This is a genomic window from Leifsonia sp. TF02-11, assembly GCF_017565305.1.
Lineage (GTDB): Bacteria > Actinomycetota > Actinomycetes > Actinomycetales > Microbacteriaceae > Leifsonia.
In genome coordinates, this window is the sequence record NZ_JAGEKP010000014.1 from 23,792 (window position 1) to 38,431 (window position 14,640).

Consider the following 14,640-nt stretch of genomic DNA (forward strand, 5'->3'; position numbering starts at 1 on the left):
AATGAGCAGTCACGTTCTGAGCCTCCTCGTCGAGGACAAGCCCGGTCTGCTGACCCGCGTCGCCGGCCTGTTCGCGCGCCGCGGGTTCAACATCCACTCGCTCGCGGTGGGCACCAGCGAGGTCGACGGCCTCTCGCGCATCACCGTGGTGGTCGATGTGGAGGAGCTGCCGCTCGAGCAGGTCACCAAGCAGCTCAACAAGCTGATCAACGTCATCAAGATCGTCGAGCTCGACCCTGCGCAGTCCGTGCAGCGTGAGCACCTCCTCATCAAGGTCCGCGTCGACAACTCGACGCGCTCCCAGGTGCTGGAGGCGGTCAACCTCTTCCGTGCTCGCGTCGTCGACGTGGCCACCGATGCCCTCGTCATCGAGGTCACCGGCGACAGCGGCAAGACCCAGGCGCTCCTCAAGGTGCTCGAGCCCTACGGGATCAAGGAGATGGCCCAGTCGGGCCTCCTCGCGATCGGCCGCGGCGGCAAGTCCATCACCGAGCGCGTCTTCAAGAACTGATTCCGAACCAACGAACAAGGAGAACCCACACAGTGGCTGAGATCTACTACGACAACGACGCGGACCTCTCGATCATCCAGGGCAAGAAGGTCGCGGTCATCGGCTACGGCTCGCAGGGCCACGCGCACGCGCAGAACCTCCGCGACTCGGGTGTCGAGGTCGTCATCGGCCTCAAGGACGGCTCGAAGTCCAAGCCGAAGGCCGAGGAGGCGGGCTTCCGCGTCCTCTCCGCCGCCGACGCGGCCAAGTGGGCCGACGTCATCGTCATCCTCGCCCCCGACCAGGTGCAGCGCACCCTGTACGCGGACGACATCCAGGCCAACCTCGAAGAGGGGAATGCGCTCGTCTTCGGCCACGGCTTCAACATCCGCTTCGGCTACATCGAGGCGCCGGAGGGCGTCGACGTCATCATGGTCGCCCCCAAGGGCCCCGGCCACACCGTGCGCCGCGAGTACGAGGCCGGCCGTGGCGTCCCCGTCATCGTCGCCGTCGAGAAGGACGCGACCGGCAACGCTTGGCCGCTCGTCCTGAGCTACGCCAAGGGCATCGGCGGCCTGCGCGCCGGCGGCATCAAGACCACCTTCACCGAGGAGACCGAGACGGACCTCTTCGGCGAGCAGGCGGTGCTCTGCGGCGGCGTCTCGCAGCTCGTCCAGTACGGCTTCGAGACCCTCACCGAGGCCGGCTACCAGCCGCAGGTCGCCTACTTCGAGGTCCTGCACGAGCTCAAGCTCATCGTCGACCTCATGTGGGAGGGCGGCATCGCCAAGCAGCGCTGGAGCGTGTCCGACACGGCGGAGTACGGCGACTACGTCTCCGGCCCGCGCGTGATCGACCCGCACGTCAAGGAGAACATGAAGGCGGTCCTCTCCGACATCCAGGACGGCACCTTCGCGAAGCGCTTCATCGCCGACCAGGACGCGGGTGCGCCCGAGTTCCTGGCGCTGCGCGCCAAGGGCGAGCAGCACCCCATCGAGGCCACCGGCCGCGAGCTGCGCAAGCTCTTCGCGTGGAACGCGTCGAACGACGACGACTACGTCGACGGCGAGGTCGCGCGCTGACCCATCGGCCGCGTGTCATGGCGTCCTGCGCCATGGCGTCCTGTGCCATGGCGTCCTGCACCACGGCGTCCTGAGAGGGGTCGCACCGGAATCGGTGCGGCCCCTCCGCCGTTCACGCGGCGCTGTGTTCGATGACCGCGTCGGTGCCCGGGTAGACGAGCGTCTCGTGGCCGTCGTCGAACCGGACGAGATAGGGCGGCGCACCATCCTCCCCACGCACCTCCAGCACTTCGCCGTGGCGGTCGGACGACTCCACCGTGGCGCCCCGGATGCAGATCCGGTCTCCGATCGTCGCCTGCATGACGACCTCCTTCCACGCCCCACCGCGTGCGGGCTCCCACAACCGACGCTACGCCCGCAGCCGCCGCCGGAGAATGCCGCTATCGTGGCGGCATGCCCCTCCGCAGCGTCGCCGTCGAAATCGCCGTCCAGGATGTCGCCGGTGTGCGCGTCGCCCTCGCGGAGGGCGCCGACCGGGTCGAACTGTGCGTCGCTCTCGGGCTCGGTGGCCTGACGCCGTCGGCGGGCCTGGTCGCGAAGGCGGTCGAGGAGGCGACCGAGGCCGGCCGCAGCGGGTTCGTGCACGTCCTCGTTCGTCCGCGCGGAGGCGGTTTCGTCTATGACGCGGACGAGCTGGAGACGACGCTGGCCGACATCCGCTTCGCTCGTCAGGCCGGTGCGGGCGGCGTCGTGGTCGGCGCCCTCGACTCCGCGGGCCGCCTCGACCGCGAGGCGATCGCTCGCTTCGTGGAGGCGGCAGCCGGCCTCGAGCTCACCTTCCACCGCGCGTTCGACACCGTGGCCGATCCGGAGACGGCAGCCGACGTGCTCGTCGAGCTGGGGGTCACCCGCGTGCTGACCTCCGGTGGCGCACCGCGCAGCATCGACGGTGTCGACGCCCTGCGCGCGCTGGCCCAGCGGGTCGGCGACCGTCTGCAAGTGATGGCCGGCGGGGGAGTCCGCGTTCAGGACATCCCCGCGTTCACCCGCGCGGGAGTCGACGCTGTGCACCTCTCGGCGCGGCAGACCGTCTCCGGCGCCCCGAGCGGCCCGGGCGGCGGCGACGCCCGCTACGACATCACCGACCCGGTCACGGTGCGCGAGGCGGTCGCCGCCGCGCAGTGACGAGGGTGCAGGCCGGCGGCGTAACGCGGCGAAAGCCGCCCTTGCCGTCCCGCTAGAGTTAAGCAACCCGCGCACCGTCGACTGCTGCGCACCTTCTCCCAAGCCAGCCTCCCTGTAAGGAACTGCCACGTGACAAAGCCGGTCGTCCTGATCGCCGAAGAACTCTCGCCCGCCACCGTCGACGCCCTCGGGCCGGACTTCGACGTCCGCGATGTCGACGGGACCGACCGGCCGGCGTTGCTGTCCGCCGTTGCCGAGGCGGACGCCATCCTCGTGCGCTCCGCGACCAAGGTCGACGCCGAGGTGATCGCGGCCGCTCCGAAGCTGCGGGTGATCGCGCGCGCCGGCGTCGGGCTCGACAACGTGGACATCAAGACGGCCACGAACGCCGGCGTCATGGTCGTCAACGCCCCGACCTCCAACATCATCTCGGCGGCCGAGCTCACGGTCGGCCACATCCTGAGCCTCGCCCGCCACATCCCGGCAGCCCACAGCGCGCTCGCGCAGGGCCAGTGGAAGCGCTCGAAGTACACCGGCGTCGAGCTGTACGAGAAGACCGTCGGCATCATCGGGCTCGGCCGTATCGGCGCGCTCATCACGGCGCGCCTGCAGGCCTTCGGCACCAAGGTGATCGCCTACGACCCCTACGTCACGAGCGCTCGTGCGCAGCAGCTCGGCGTGCAGCTGGTGAGCCTCGACGAGCTGCTCGCGGAGGCCGACTTCATCACCATCCACATGCCGAAGACGCCGGAGACGACGGGGATGATCTCCGACGACCAGCTCGCGCTGATGAAGCCGACGGCGTTCATCGTCAACGTCGCCCGCGGCGGCCTGATCGACGAGGACGCGCTCTACCGCGCGCTCAGCACCCACAGCATCGCGGGCGCCGGTCTCGACGTGTTCGTGAGCGAGCCCCCGACCGACTCTCCGCTGCTCGGACTCGAGAACGTCGTCGTCACGCCGCATCTCGGCGCGTCGACCGACGAGGCACAGGAGAAGGCGGGCGTCTCCGTCGCCAAGTCCGTGCGCCTCGCACTCTCGGGCGAACTCGTGCCCGACGCCGTCAACGTCGCGGGCGGCGTCATCGACCCGTACGTCCGCCCCGGCATCCCGCTCGTCGAGAAGCTCGGCCAGGTGTTCTCCGGCCTGGCGCACAGCCCGCTCACCAGCATCGACGTGGAGGTACGCGGCGAGCTGGTCGACTACGACGTCAGCGTGCTCAAGCTCGCGGCGCTGAAGGGCCTCTTCACCAACATCGTGAGCGAGACCGTCTCGTACGTGAACGCGCCGCTCCTCGCCGAGCAGCGCGGCATCGAGGTGCGGCTCATCACCGACTCGGTGAGCGAGGAGTACCGCAACCTGATCACGCTGCGCGGCGCCCTGAGCGACGGCTCGCAGGTGTCGGTGTCCGGCACGCTCACCGGAACCAAGCAGATCGAGAAGGTCGTCGAGATCAACGGCTACGACGTCGAGGTGCCGGTCGCCGAGCACCTGATCGTGATGATCTACGACGACCGCCCCGGCATCGTCGCGGTCTACGGCCACGAATTCGGCGAGGCCGCGATCAACATCGCGGGCATGCAGATCGCCCGCACCTCCGCAGGCGGAAAGGCGCTCAGCGTCCTCACGGTGGACTCGCGCGTGCCCGAGGGCCTGCTCGAGAAGGTGCGTGTCGCGATCGACGCCGACCTCATGCAGGAGATCGACATCACGGAGTCCTGACCGCGCGGGCGATCTCGCTGTCGCGCGCTGTCGATTTCGGCGGTTGACTTGCGTCGTACGGGTGTCGATGTCCTCCCGGCTCGGCACCCGGCGAAGTGAGGAGACAGCCATGTCCGACGAATACGTCCTGCTCATCCACGAGCCGGACTGGGATCCGGACTCTATGACGCCCGACGAGTGGCGGGAGGAGATGACCGGCCACCAGGCCTTCCAGGATGCTGTCGTGGCGGCGGGCGAGCGCATCCTCGCGACGAGCGCGCTGCAGCCGATCGCGAAGGCCACGAAGATCACGCCACGGGCCGGGGAGGCCCCGCTCATCTCGGACGGACCCTTCAGCGAGACCCGTGAGGTCGTCACCGGCTTCTACAGCTTCACCGCGTCGACGCCGGAGCAGGCCAGGGAACTGGCCGCACTGGTACCGACCGGAGGGTGGGTCGAGCTGTACCCGGTGCTCGTGCTCGACCTGGACCGCTGAACGGTCGGATCACGACCGACGGCGGCGGGAACCGGATGACGGCGGCCGAGCGACTGGAGCGCGCGTACCGCGACGACGCGGCACGGATCCTGGGGGCGGTCGCGCGCACGACGGGCGACCTGCTGCTCGCCGAGGACGCGGTGCAGGAGGCGTTCGCGCGCGCTCTCATCGAGGCGACGCGCAGTCGTGAGCCCACCAACCCCGCGGCCTGGATCACGACCGTCGCGCGACGCGTCGCCATCGACGCCCAGCGGCGCGAGCGCACCTCGTCGCGGGTCGCCCCGATGCTCGCCGCGCAGCTCGCCATCGCCGAGCGGTCGGCGCCCGACGAGGACGTGGAGGACGGCGTGTCGGTGTTCACCGGAGACGAGCGTCTCGAACTGATCCTGCTGGTCGCGCATCCCGACCTCCCACAGGAGGCCAGGGTCGCTCTCGCGCTGCGACACGTCTGCGGCGTGCCGACGGCTCGGGTCGCCGAGGCGTTCCTGGTGTCCGAGCCCACGATGGCCGCGCGTCTCACCCGTGCCAAGAAGCGCATCCACGACTCCGGCATCCGGTTCTCGCTGGATGACGCCGCGATGGTCTCCGCGCGGATGCCGGACGCGCTGACGACCGTCTACCTGCTCTACTCGGCGGGTCATGCCGCCGCCGACGACCGGTTGCGCGGCGATGCCATCGCTCTCGCCAGGGACGCGCACCGGTCGGTCGGCGAACCCGAGAGCGCCGGATTGCTGGCTCTGCTGCTGCTCACCGAGGCCCGTCAGCCCACGCGGCTGACCTCCGACGACGAGTTCGCGACGCTGCGGGAGGCAGACCGGTCGCGCTGGGATGCCGCGCTTCTCGCCGAGGGCGAGCGCCTCGCGACGGAGGCGTTGACCGGTGCGGGCCCCGAAGGGGACGGCCGATTCGCGCTGCAGGCGGGCATCGCGGGACTCCACGCCATCGCCCCGACCTGGGAGGCCACCGACTGGCCGTCGATCGTGCGCCTCTACGACGGGCTGGTGCGGGTGTGGCCGAGCGCTGCCGCACGCCTGGGCAGGGTGGTCGCCGTTGGCCACAGCCCGGATGGCGGTCCGGAGGTCGCGCTGGCCGAGCTCGATGCGGATCCCGTCCTGTTCGACGGCCCGTTGGCGCCCCGCGCGCACGCCGCCCGCGCCGAACTCCTCCGGCTCGCCGGGGCGACCGCGGCCGCGGCGGTTGAACTGCGGCGCGCGATCGCGACCTCCGGCGACGACCGCACGCGGAGATCGCTCCAGCGACTGCTGGATGCCGGGACGGTGTGACCGCTCAGTCGCGCGACGACAGGCGCTCGACCAGGGCGATGAGCTGCTTCACGTCCGTCTCGTCGCGGAGTACGGCGTTGGCCGCGGGGAGCAGGGCGCTGTTGTAGTACATTCCGTCGCCGATCAGCATGATCGTGCGCGCAACCATCCGGTCGCCGACCACGGCCTCCAGTTCGCTGAGCCACAGCCGCTGCGCGTCGGCGAGGGCGTCGCTGGCCCGTGCGTCGGAGGCCTGTGCGAGCCGGGCGATGGCGACGATGACGCGCTCCAGCCGGTTGTCCGACGGGATGGAGGTGCGCAGGAAGTACGACACCGGGCCGTCGGGAGCGGCGCGCATGTGCTCGACGTCCGTCTCGAGATCGGCGGCGAAGCGCTCCAGCACACCGTCGACCAGGGCGTCCTTGGAGGCGAAATGGTAGAGCAGGCCGCCCTTGGAGACGCCGGCACGCGCGGCGACCGCCTCCAGCGTGGCCGCCCGCTCGCTGTGCTCGGCGAGCAGGTCTTCGAAGGCGTCGAGGATGCGGTCGCGCACGGACCGGCCGGCAGCGGTGGGCGTCGCCGGCGAGGCGGGAGCGACGGGGGAGGGCATGGGGCCATGCTAGCCGCCGCTGCCACAGATCTTGATAACTGTACCGTCCAGACGGTACAGTAGACCCATGTCCGCGACCACCCGCCCCACCGCAGCACGCACCTCCGCACCGGCTCCGGCCCGCGGTGGCGCCCGTGCGTGGGCGGCGCTGGTCGTGCTCATGCTGCCGGTGCTGCTCGTCTCCGTCGACAACACCGTGCTCGGCTTCGCGCTACCCGCGATCACCGAAGCGTTGCGGCCGTCCGGCACGCAGATGCTGTGGATCGTCGACGTCTATCCGCTGGTGCTCGCCGGCCTCCTGGTTGCGATGGGCAGCCTGGGCGACCGCATCGGCCGTCGCCGGGTGCTCCTCATCGGTGCGACCGGCTTCGCCGCCGTGTCGGCCGCCGCGGCGTTCGCGCCCACCGCGGAGCTGCTGATCGCCGCCAGGGCCGCCCTCGGCTTCTTCGGCGCCATGCTCATGCCGTCGACCCTGTCGCTGCTGCGCAGCGTGTTCCAAGACCGCGAGCAGCGCCGCCTCGCGATCGCGATCTGGGCAGCGGGCTTCGCCGCAGGCTCGGCGCTCGGCCCGATCGTGGGCGGCATCCTGATCGAGCACTTCTGGTGGGGCTCGGTGTTCCTGCTGGCCGTGCCCGTGCTGATCCCGCTGCTCGTGCTCACGCCGCTGCTCGTGCGGGAGTCCCGCGACCCGAACCCGGGTCCGGTCGACGTCGTGTCGATCCTGCTCTCGCTGCTGACGATGGCGCCGATCGTCTACGGCATCAAGGAGTTCGCCGTGCACGGCCTCGCGCTGGTGCCGGTTCTCGCGGTCGCCGTCGGCGTCGCGGCCGGTGTGCTGTTCGTGATGCGGCAGCTGCGCCGCCCGATCCCGATGCTCGACATGCGGCTGTTCCGCCGTGCGGCGTTCAGCGGTGCGGTGCTGATCAACCTTCTGAGCGTGATCGCCCTGGTCGGCTTCCTGTTCTTCGTGTCGCAGCACCTCCAGCTCGTGCTCGGGCTCCCGCCGGTGCAGGCCGGCATGGTGCTGCTCCCGGGGCTCGCCACGATGATCGTCTCCGGACTCGTCGTGGTGCCGGTCGCGCGGAGGCTCCGTCCGGGTCTCGTGATCGCCGCAGGGCTGTGCGTCTCGGCTGCGGGGTATCTGCTGGTCGCGCTGACCGGAGGGGACGCGTCGTGGGGCGTCCTGCTCGCCGCGTTCGTGCTCCTCGGCGCCGGCATCGGCGCGGCGGAGACGGTGTCCAACGAGCTCATCATCTCCACCGCGCCGGCCGACAAGGCGGGCGCGGCCTCCGCGGTCTCCGAGACCGCGTACGAGCTCGGCGCCGTGCTCGGCACGGCCACGCTCGGCAGCATCATCATCGCGTCGTACCGCGCGGCGATCGTGCTGCCCTCCGGTCTCAGCCCTTCCGACGCGACCGCGGCGTCCGACACGCTCGGCGGGGCGGTGACGGTCGCGGAGGGCCTCCCGTCGCAGACAGCCGCTGCGCTCCTGGATTCGGCGCGGCACGCGTTCGACAGCGGGATCGGGCTCACGGCCTCCATCGGCGTCGCGCTGATGCTGACCGCGGCCGTGCTCGCCCTGCTCACCCTGCGCCGCGTCCGCGGCTGACACCGCCCGGCCCCGACCCCGCGGCGCGCGGCGAGACGGCGCGAAGTGCGCACGAATCCGGCGAGACGGCGCACTCTGCGCCGTCTCGCCAGAGGCCGACGGGCGGCGACGCGGAGGCCGCTCCGGCGGCGATAGTGTTAGATGAACCGTCCGCCCACCGATCAGTGCAGGAGCGTCATGAGCACAACCGTCCAACTCGCCGTCATCCCCGGGGACGGGATCGGTCCGGAGGTGATCGCGGAGGCGGTCAAGGTGCTCGATGCGGTTGCTGCGGGCAGTGACCTCGCGTTCGAGAAGACGTACTTCTCGCTCGGCGCCGACCGGTACCTGGCCACGGGCGACGTGCTCACGGACGACGACCTGGCCGCGATCGCCGGCCACGACGCGATCCTGCTCGGCGCCGTCGGCGGCACGCCGGGCGACCCGCGACTGGCCGGCGCCAACATCGAGCGCGGGCTGCTGCTGAAGCTGCGCTTCTCGCTCGACCACTACGTCAATCTCCGCCCGACCACGCTGTTCCCCGGCATCGCGAGTCCGCTCGCGAACCCGGGAGCCGTCGACTTCGTGGTCGTGCGCGAGGGTACGGAGGGGCCGTATGTCGGCAACGGCGGCGCCATCCGACAGGGCACACCGCACGAGATCGCCAACGAGGTCTCCGTCAACACGGCGTACGGCGTGGAGCGTGTGGTCCGCTACGCCTTCGAGCAGGCCGAGCAGCGCCGCAAGAAGCTGACCCTCGTGCACAAGACCAACGTGCTGACCTTCTCGGGAGGCCTCTGGAAGCGGATCGTCGACGCGGTCGCCGTCGAGCACCCCGACGTCGCCGTCGACTACCTGCACGTCGACGCGGCGACGATCTTCCTGGTCACGAATCCTGCTAGATTCGACGTGATCGTCACGGACAACCTCTTCGGCGACATCCTCACCGACCTCGCGGCCGCGATCAGCGGCGGCATCGGACTGGCCGCCTCGGGCAACCTCAACCCCGCGGGCGAGTTCCCGAGCATGTTCGAACCGGTTCACGGATCGGCCCCCGACATCGCCGGCCAGCAGAAGGCCGACCCCACCGCCGCGATCCTCTCCGTCGCGCTCCTCCTCCGCCACCTCGGCGCCAGGGAGCTCGCGGAGCGCGTCGAGCAGGCGGTGACGTCCGACCTGGCCGCCCGCAACGGCGACGCACGCACGACCTCCGAGATCGGCGACGCGATCGCGGCCCGCGTGGCGCAGAATTGACGCATCGCAGCAAAGGACACTCAATGACCTCCACCAGCATCAACCTCACCTCCGGCCCCTCCGAGACCGCGGGGCTCCTCTGGAACGTCACTCGCAACGAGTCGGCACGCAGCGCGGCCGAGCGCGACGAGATCCTGGCGAACCCCGGCTTCGGCAACTACTTCACCGATCACATGGTCGACCTCTGCTGGTCGGCCAAGGGCGGCTGGCACCGGCCGCGGGTCTCCCCGTACGGACCGATCCAGCTGGACCCGTCGGCCGCCGTCCTGCACTACGCGCAGGAGATCTTCGAGGGTCTGAAGGCGTACCGGCACGCGGATGGCTCGATCTGGACCTTCCGCCCGGAGGCGAACGCCGCGCGCATGCAGCGGTCCGCGTACCGCCTCGCACTGCCCGAGCTGCCGGTCGAGCACTTCCTCGACTCGCTGAAGCAGCTCGTGGCGGTAGACGGCGACTGGGTGCCCGACCGTGAGGAGACCAGCCTCTACCTCCGACCGTTCATGTTCGCCAAGGAGGCCTTCCTCGGCGTTCGTCCTGCGAACAAGGTGGCGTACTACCTGATCGCGAGCCCTGCAGGCGCCTACTTCCCGAGCGGTGTGGCCCCGGTGTCGATCTGGCTGTCGGACCGTTGGTCGCGCGCGGGCAAGGGCGGCACTGGTGCCGCCAAGACCGGCGGCAACTACGCGTCGAGCCTGCTGCCTCAGGCGGAGGCGTACGAGCACGGCTGCGCCCAGGTGCTGTTCCTCGACTCGGTCGAGGGGAAGTACCTCGAGGAACTCGGCGGGATGAACGTGGTGCTCGTCTACAAGGACGGCACGCTCGTCACGCCTGACTCGGACAGCATCCTCGAGGGCATCACGCTCGACTCGGTGCTGCAGCTCGCGCGCGACCGCGGTCACACGGTGGAGCGCCGCCGCGTGACGATCGACGAGTGGCGCACCGGCGTGGAGTCCGGCGACATCGTCGAGGTGTTCGCGTGCGGGACCGCTGCGGTCATCACCCCGATCGGCGAGCTGAAGTCCGACACGTTCACCGTCGGCGACATCACCGCCCCTCCCGGGGAGCTGACGATGTCGCTGCGCAAGGAGCTGACCGACATCCAGTACGGCCGCGAGCGCGACCGCCACAACTGGATGGTCCGCCTCGACGGCTGACCCAGACAGCTCCGCCGAGGGGCACGTTGGTGTCACTTCTCGCCCCGACAAGTGACAACAACGTGCCCCTCGCGGTTGTGGGCGGGAGGGTTCGCGTCAGCGGGCGAGGGCGGCTACGACGCGGTCGACGTCGTCGTGCGTGTTCCAGAGGTGGAAGGCGACACGGGCGCGGCCGGCGCGGCCCGACGCGCGCAGGTCGGCAGCGGTCAAGGCCGCGAGGTCGGCCCCGGTCGGGTCCGGCCAGGTGAGGATGGCACGACCGCGCACCGGCGCGCCGAGCGCATCCGTCAGGCCGAGCGCCCCGGCGAGCCGATCGCCCAACCCGGTGGCGTGCGTGTGCACGGCGACGGCATCGAGCGACGCGAAGAACTCCAGCGCCGCCGCGGTCCCCGGCCAGACGGGCCACGCGGGGGAGACGTCGAACCGTCGCGCAGACACCGCCGGGGCATCGAGCGGCCCGTAGCAGGAACTCCACGGGTCCTCGCCGGCGAACCAGCCCGCCTGAACCGGGTTGAGGGTGTCCCGCAGCTCCGGGCGCACGGTGAGGAAGGCGCTGCCCCGCGGCGCGCAGAGCCACTTGTACGCGTGCGTCACGGTGAGGTCGAACAGGGAGGCCTCCACCGGCAGCCAGCCGAGCGCCTGCGTGAGGTCGGCGAAACTCAGCGCACCGGTGCGCGCACAGGCGGCGAGCACAGCGTCGGCGTCGGCGTGCTCGCCCGTCGCCGATTGCACGAGCGAGAACGCGACCAGCCAGGTGCGCTCGTCGACCGCCTGGGCGAGTCGGGTGAGCGGGACCTCCCTGACCCGCACGCCTCGGTGGGCGTGCGCGTGGAAGGGCGCGACCACGGACGCGAAGTCGCCCTCGACGCAGACCACCTCGGCGCCGTCAGGGGCGGAGGCCGCCACCAGGGAGGCGAGCACCGAGACCTGGGACCCGATGGCGACATCGTCGGCAGCGACGCGCGCGATGCGCGCGAAGGCGGCGCGCGAGCGGGCGATCGCGGCGTCGTAGTCGCCGGGGGAGGCGCCACCGCGCGCCCAGCGCTCGAGATCGTCGCGGGTGGCGTCGACCGTCGCACGGGTCGGGAGGCCTTGCGTGCACGCGGCGAGGTAGCCGGGACCGGCCGTGAAGGCGTCGCAGAACACGGACGGCATGGCGACAGCGGTCGGAGGTGCGGACGATTCGGGCATGCCATCCAGCGTGCGGGACGCTGATACATCACACCAGGGCAGGTGTTGAATCGAATACATGCGTTCTGGTTATGATTCGGAAATGCTGCTCGACGACCTCGACGCCCACAGCCTCCGCGTCGTGCGCGCCATCGCCGATCTCGGTTCGATCACGCGCGCGGCAGAATCGCTCGGCTACAGCCAGCCGGCGATCAGTCAGCACCTGCGCCGGCTGGAGGGCCGGATCGGGATGCCCCTGGTCGCCCGCGCCGGCCGGGGCGTGCGCCTCACCGAGGCCGGGCGTGTCCTCGCGCGCCACGCCAGGGCGGTCACCACGGCCCTGGATGCCGCTGCGGGCGAGCTCGCCGACCTCCGCGGCCTGCGGACCGGCCGCGTGCGACTCGCCGGGTTCCCCTCGGCGTCCTCGTCGCTCGTTCCCCGACTGCTCAGCACCATGGAGGCCGAGCATCCCGGTGTGCGCATCACCTATCTGGAGGCCGAGCCGCCCGAGGCTGTCGCCGCCGTGCGCGGCCAGAGCGCCGATCTGGCGATCACGTTCAGCTACCCGGGGGACCGTGCCGACCCGCACCGCGAGAGCACCAGGGGTCTCGCGGTCGTTCCGCTCTGGAAGGACGAGATGCTCGTCGCCCTTCCGGCAGGCCATCCGCTGGCGGACGCCGACCGCGTCGACCTCGCCGGGCTGGCCGCCGAATCGTGGATCGGCGGCTGCCCACGGTGCCGTGGCCACCTCCTGGAGCTGGCCGATGCGTGCGGGTACGCGCCGCGCATCGCCTACGAGACCGACAACTTCATCGCCGTGCTGCGGATGGTCGCCGAAGGCGTCGGCGTCGCGCTGCTCCCCGCCCTCGCGGCCGGGTCGGCCGGCTCCGTTCCGGGGGTGGTGCTGCGGCCGACCGCCAACCGCGACCACCGCACGATCAACCTGGTCGCGGCCTCGGGCTCCGACGCCGTGCCGGCGATCGCCGCGACGGCTGACGCGCTGCTCGCCCTCGACGGCGGCGCCTGGGGGCTGTCGGGGCTCTGATCGCTGGCTACGATCGTGCCATGAGCTCTGCCGAACCCGTCTTCGCCGTCGTCGGCCCCGGTGCCGTGGGTGGACTGCTCGCCTGGCTGCTGAGCCGCGCGGGCCACGAGGTCGTCGCGGTCGGCCGCCCGGCGACCGTGGAAGCCATTCGGGCGGACGGCATCGAGGTGCGCAGCGCAACGTTCGGCGACGGCGTGGAGCGGGTCTCCGCGTCGACCGAGGTTCCGCGCGGGGCGCGCGTGATCGTCGCCACGAAGGCGTACGGCCTCGACGACGTGCTCCCCGGTATCGCGGCGGCCCGGCCCGTCGAGGTGCTCTCGGTCCTCAACGGTGTCGAGCACATGGCGCCGCTGCGGGCGGCACTGCCGGAGTCCGCCGTTGCGGGCGGCTCGGTGACGGTCTCGGCCCTGCGCGCATCCAGCACGGTGATCGACCACCGCAGCCCGTTCCTGAACGTCGAGGTGCCTGAGGCCGCGGGTGACTTCGCGATCGTGCGCGCCCTCTCGGACGCGGGGCCGCGCGTGCGGACCGGCGGAACGGAAGCCGACGTGCTGTGGGCCAAGTTCCGACTGCTGTCGGCGCTCGCGCTGCTGACCTCCTACTGGCGGCAGTCCGCGGGCCCCGCGCTGAGCGAGGACCCCGAGCTCACCGAGGCTGTCGTCTCGGAGATCGCCGCCTGCTCGACCGCCGAGGGCGTGGCCGCCTCCTCGCTCGAGCTCGTGCGTGCGCTGCACAGCGTTCCGGGAGGCCTGCGCACGTCGCTGCAGGAGGATCTCGCCGCAGGCCGGCCGAGCGAGCTCGACGCGTTGGGCGGCGCGCTCGTGCGGGTCGGCGCCCGGCACGACGTCGCCACTCCGGCGATCGCGCGCATCGTCGCGGCGCTAGGCTCGAACGCGTGAAGATCGCACGATTCAGCCACGACGGGAAGATCGACTACGGGATCGTCGACGACGACGCACTGGTCGTGCTCGCCGGCGACCCGATGTTCACCGGGTTCGACACTACGGGCGAGCGCGTGCCGCTCGGCAAGGTGGGGGCGCTGCTCGCGCCGGTCATCCCGCGCTCGAAGGTCGTCGCGGTGGGCAAGAACTATCACGAGCACGCGGCCGAGATGGGCGGCGAGGCCCCGGAGGAGCCGCTGCTCTTCCTCAAGCCGAACACCTCCGTGATCGGCCTCGGCGACCCGATCGTCGTGCCGCCCCAGTCCGAGCGCGTCGACTTCGAGGGTGAACTCGCGGTCGTGATCGGCACGATCGCACGCAACGTGTCGGAGGCCGACGCGGCGAGCCACATCTTCGGCTACACCGTGGCCAACGATGTCACGGCACGCGACCTCCAGCAGAAGGACGGCCAGTGGACGCGGGCCAAGGGCTTCGACACCTTCTGCCCGCTCGGCCCGGTCATCGAGACCGAGCTGCCCGCCGGAGCCGTGCTGCGCACGCGCCTGAACGGTGAGCTGAAGCAGGAGGCGCCGATCAGCGACATGGTCCACGACATCCCGTCGATCGTCGCGTACGCCTCGAGCGTGTTCACACTGCTGCCCGGCGACGTCATCCTCACCGGCACCCCGTCCGGCATCGGCCCGATGAAGCCCGGCGACACCGTCGAGGTGGAGGTCGACGGCGTGGGTTCGCTGGTGAATCCGGTGCGCGCTCCCAAGTAA

The 14,640-nt window shown here is 71.1% G+C and carries 15 protein-coding genes; 12 read left to right on the top strand and 3 right to left on the bottom strand.

Annotated features, from left to right (window positions below; translation table 11 throughout):
- Position 1: 1 nt before the first annotated feature.
- Together ilvN and ilvC are read left to right on the top strand one after the other, a co-directional pair.
- Positions 2 to 511 carry an acetolactate synthase small subunit gene (gene ilvN, locus JNB50_RS17095; RefSeq protein ID WP_055919769.1) on the top strand — a complete coding sequence of 170 codons (510 nt, stop codon included), beginning with the start codon at positions 2 to 4 and terminating at the stop codon, positions 509 to 511.
- Positions 512 to 543: 32 nt separating this feature from the next.
- Positions 544 to 1,572 carry a ketol-acid reductoisomerase gene (gene ilvC, locus JNB50_RS17100; protein ID WP_208041379.1) on the top strand — a complete coding sequence of 343 codons (1,029 nt, stop codon included), beginning with the start codon at positions 544 to 546 and terminating at the stop codon, positions 1,570 to 1,572.
- Positions 1,573 to 1,684: 112 nt separating this feature from the next.
- Here ilvC and JNB50_RS17105 read toward each other — a convergent pair whose 3' ends face one another.
- On the bottom strand, positions 1,685 to 1,873 hold the full coding sequence (locus JNB50_RS17105) for a DUF1918 domain-containing protein (protein ID WP_208041380.1): 189 nt from the start codon (positions 1,871 to 1,873) through the stop codon (positions 1,685 to 1,687).
- Positions 1,874 to 1,965: 92 nt separating this feature from the next.
- On the opposite strand from JNB50_RS17105, the gene JNB50_RS17110 reads away from it, so the two are divergent.
- The 4 genes from JNB50_RS17110 to JNB50_RS17125 all read left to right on the top strand — a co-directional run bounded on the left by JNB50_RS17110 (position 1,966) and on the right by JNB50_RS17125 (position 6,177).
- Entirely contained in the window at positions 1,966 to 2,697 is a 732-nt protein-coding gene (locus JNB50_RS17110) for a copper homeostasis protein CutC (protein WP_208041381.1), read from the top strand.
- Between the two features lie 129 nt (positions 2,698 to 2,826).
- Entirely contained in the window at positions 2,827 to 4,419 is a 1,593-nt protein-coding gene (gene serA / locus JNB50_RS17115) for a phosphoglycerate dehydrogenase (protein ID WP_208041382.1), read from the top strand.
- 109 nt (positions 4,420 to 4,528) lie between these two features.
- Positions 4,529 to 4,894 (top strand): YciI family protein, encoded by a 366-nt coding sequence (locus JNB50_RS17120; protein WP_208041383.1) that lies wholly within the window; start codon positions 4,529 to 4,531, stop codon positions 4,892 to 4,894.
- 35 nt (positions 4,895 to 4,929) lie between these two features.
- Entirely contained in the window at positions 4,930 to 6,177 is a 1,248-nt protein-coding gene (locus JNB50_RS17125; protein ID WP_208041384.1) for an RNA polymerase sigma factor, read from the top strand.
- Between the two features lie 4 nt (positions 6,178 to 6,181).
- Here JNB50_RS17125 and JNB50_RS17130 read toward each other — a convergent pair whose 3' ends face one another.
- Positions 6,182 to 6,766, bottom strand: a complete 585-nt coding sequence (locus JNB50_RS17130) for a TetR/AcrR family transcriptional regulator (protein ID WP_208041385.1) — start codon at positions 6,764 to 6,766, stop codon at positions 6,182 to 6,184.
- A 67-nt stretch (positions 6,767 to 6,833) separates the two neighbouring features.
- Between JNB50_RS17130 and JNB50_RS17135 the strand changes: the two genes are divergently transcribed.
- The 3 genes from JNB50_RS17135 (at position 6,834) to JNB50_RS17145 (ending at position 10,762) form a co-directional block, all read left to right on the top strand.
- Entirely contained in the window at positions 6,834 to 8,375 is a 1,542-nt protein-coding gene (locus tag JNB50_RS17135; RefSeq protein ID WP_208041386.1) for an MFS transporter, read from the top strand.
- A 177-nt stretch (positions 8,376 to 8,552) separates the two neighbouring features.
- Entirely contained in the window at positions 8,553 to 9,608 is a 1,056-nt protein-coding gene (locus JNB50_RS17140; RefSeq protein ID WP_208041387.1) for a 3-isopropylmalate dehydrogenase, read from the top strand.
- A 23-nt stretch (positions 9,609 to 9,631) separates the two neighbouring features.
- Positions 9,632 to 10,762, top strand: coding sequence for a branched-chain amino acid aminotransferase (locus tag JNB50_RS17145; protein WP_208041388.1), 1,131 nt, complete (start codon positions 9,632 to 9,634; stop codon positions 10,760 to 10,762).
- A gap of 96 nt (positions 10,763 to 10,858) precedes the next feature.
- On the opposite strand, the gene JNB50_RS17150 is transcribed toward JNB50_RS17145, so the two are convergent.
- Positions 10,859 to 11,953, bottom strand: coding sequence for an aminotransferase class V-fold PLP-dependent enzyme (locus tag JNB50_RS17150; protein ID WP_243768610.1), 1,095 nt, complete (start codon positions 11,951 to 11,953; stop codon positions 10,859 to 10,861).
- An 82-nt stretch (positions 11,954 to 12,035) separates the two neighbouring features.
- Here JNB50_RS17150 and JNB50_RS17155 point away from each other — a divergent pair, with 82 nt between their 5' ends.
- From JNB50_RS17155 to JNB50_RS17165, 3 genes are read left to right on the top strand one after another with little or no spacing between them, the layout of a single operon-like run.
- Positions 12,036 to 12,977: a LysR family transcriptional regulator gene (locus JNB50_RS17155; protein WP_243768611.1), complete on the top strand. Its 942-nt coding sequence runs from the start codon at positions 12,036 to 12,038 to the stop codon at positions 12,975 to 12,977.
- 20 nt (positions 12,978 to 12,997) lie between these two features.
- Positions 12,998 to 13,876, top strand: coding sequence for a ketopantoate reductase family protein (locus JNB50_RS17160; RefSeq protein WP_208041390.1), 879 nt, complete (start codon positions 12,998 to 13,000; stop codon positions 13,874 to 13,876).
- Positions 13,873 to 14,640 (top strand): fumarylacetoacetate hydrolase family protein, encoded by a 768-nt coding sequence (locus tag JNB50_RS17165; RefSeq protein WP_208041391.1) that lies wholly within the window; start codon positions 13,873 to 13,875, stop codon positions 14,638 to 14,640. Before JNB50_RS17160 ends, JNB50_RS17165 begins: the two co-directional genes overlap by 4 nt.

Coding starts and splice junctions, on each gene's coding strand:
- JNB50_RS17120 (WP_208041383.1), top strand. CDS start 4,529: ATGTCCGACGAATACGTCCTGCTCATCCACGAGCCGGACTGGGATCCG.
- JNB50_RS17160 (WP_208041390.1), top strand. CDS start 12,998: ATGAGCTCTGCCGAACCCGTCTTCGCCGTCGTCGGCCCCGGTGCCGTG.
- JNB50_RS17125 (WP_208041384.1), top strand. CDS start 4,930: ATGACGGCGGCCGAGCGACTGGAGCGCGCGTACCGCGACGACGCGGCA.
- JNB50_RS17105 (WP_208041380.1), bottom strand. CDS start 1,873: ATGCAGGCGACGATCGGAGACCGGATCTGCATCCGGGGCGCCACGGTG.
- JNB50_RS17130 (WP_208041385.1), bottom strand. CDS start 6,766: ATGCCCTCCCCCGTCGCTCCCGCCTCGCCGGCGACGCCCACCGCTGCC.
- JNB50_RS17140 (WP_208041387.1), top strand. CDS start 8,553: ATGAGCACAACCGTCCAACTCGCCGTCATCCCCGGGGACGGGATCGGT.
- JNB50_RS17155 (WP_243768611.1), top strand. CDS start 12,036: ATGCTGCTCGACGACCTCGACGCCCACAGCCTCCGCGTCGTGCGCGCC.
- ilvN (WP_055919769.1), top strand. CDS start 2: ATGAGCAGTCACGTTCTGAGCCTCCTCGTCGAGGACAAGCCCGGTCTG.
- JNB50_RS17145 (WP_208041388.1), top strand. CDS start 9,632: ATGACCTCCACCAGCATCAACCTCACCTCCGGCCCCTCCGAGACCGCG.
- JNB50_RS17150 (WP_243768610.1), bottom strand. CDS start 11,953: ATGCCCGAATCGTCCGCACCTCCGACCGCTGTCGCCATGCCGTCCGTG.
- JNB50_RS17135 (WP_208041386.1), top strand. CDS start 6,834: ATGTCCGCGACCACCCGCCCCACCGCAGCACGCACCTCCGCACCGGCT.
- JNB50_RS17110 (WP_208041381.1), top strand. CDS start 1,966: ATGCCCCTCCGCAGCGTCGCCGTCGAAATCGCCGTCCAGGATGTCGCC.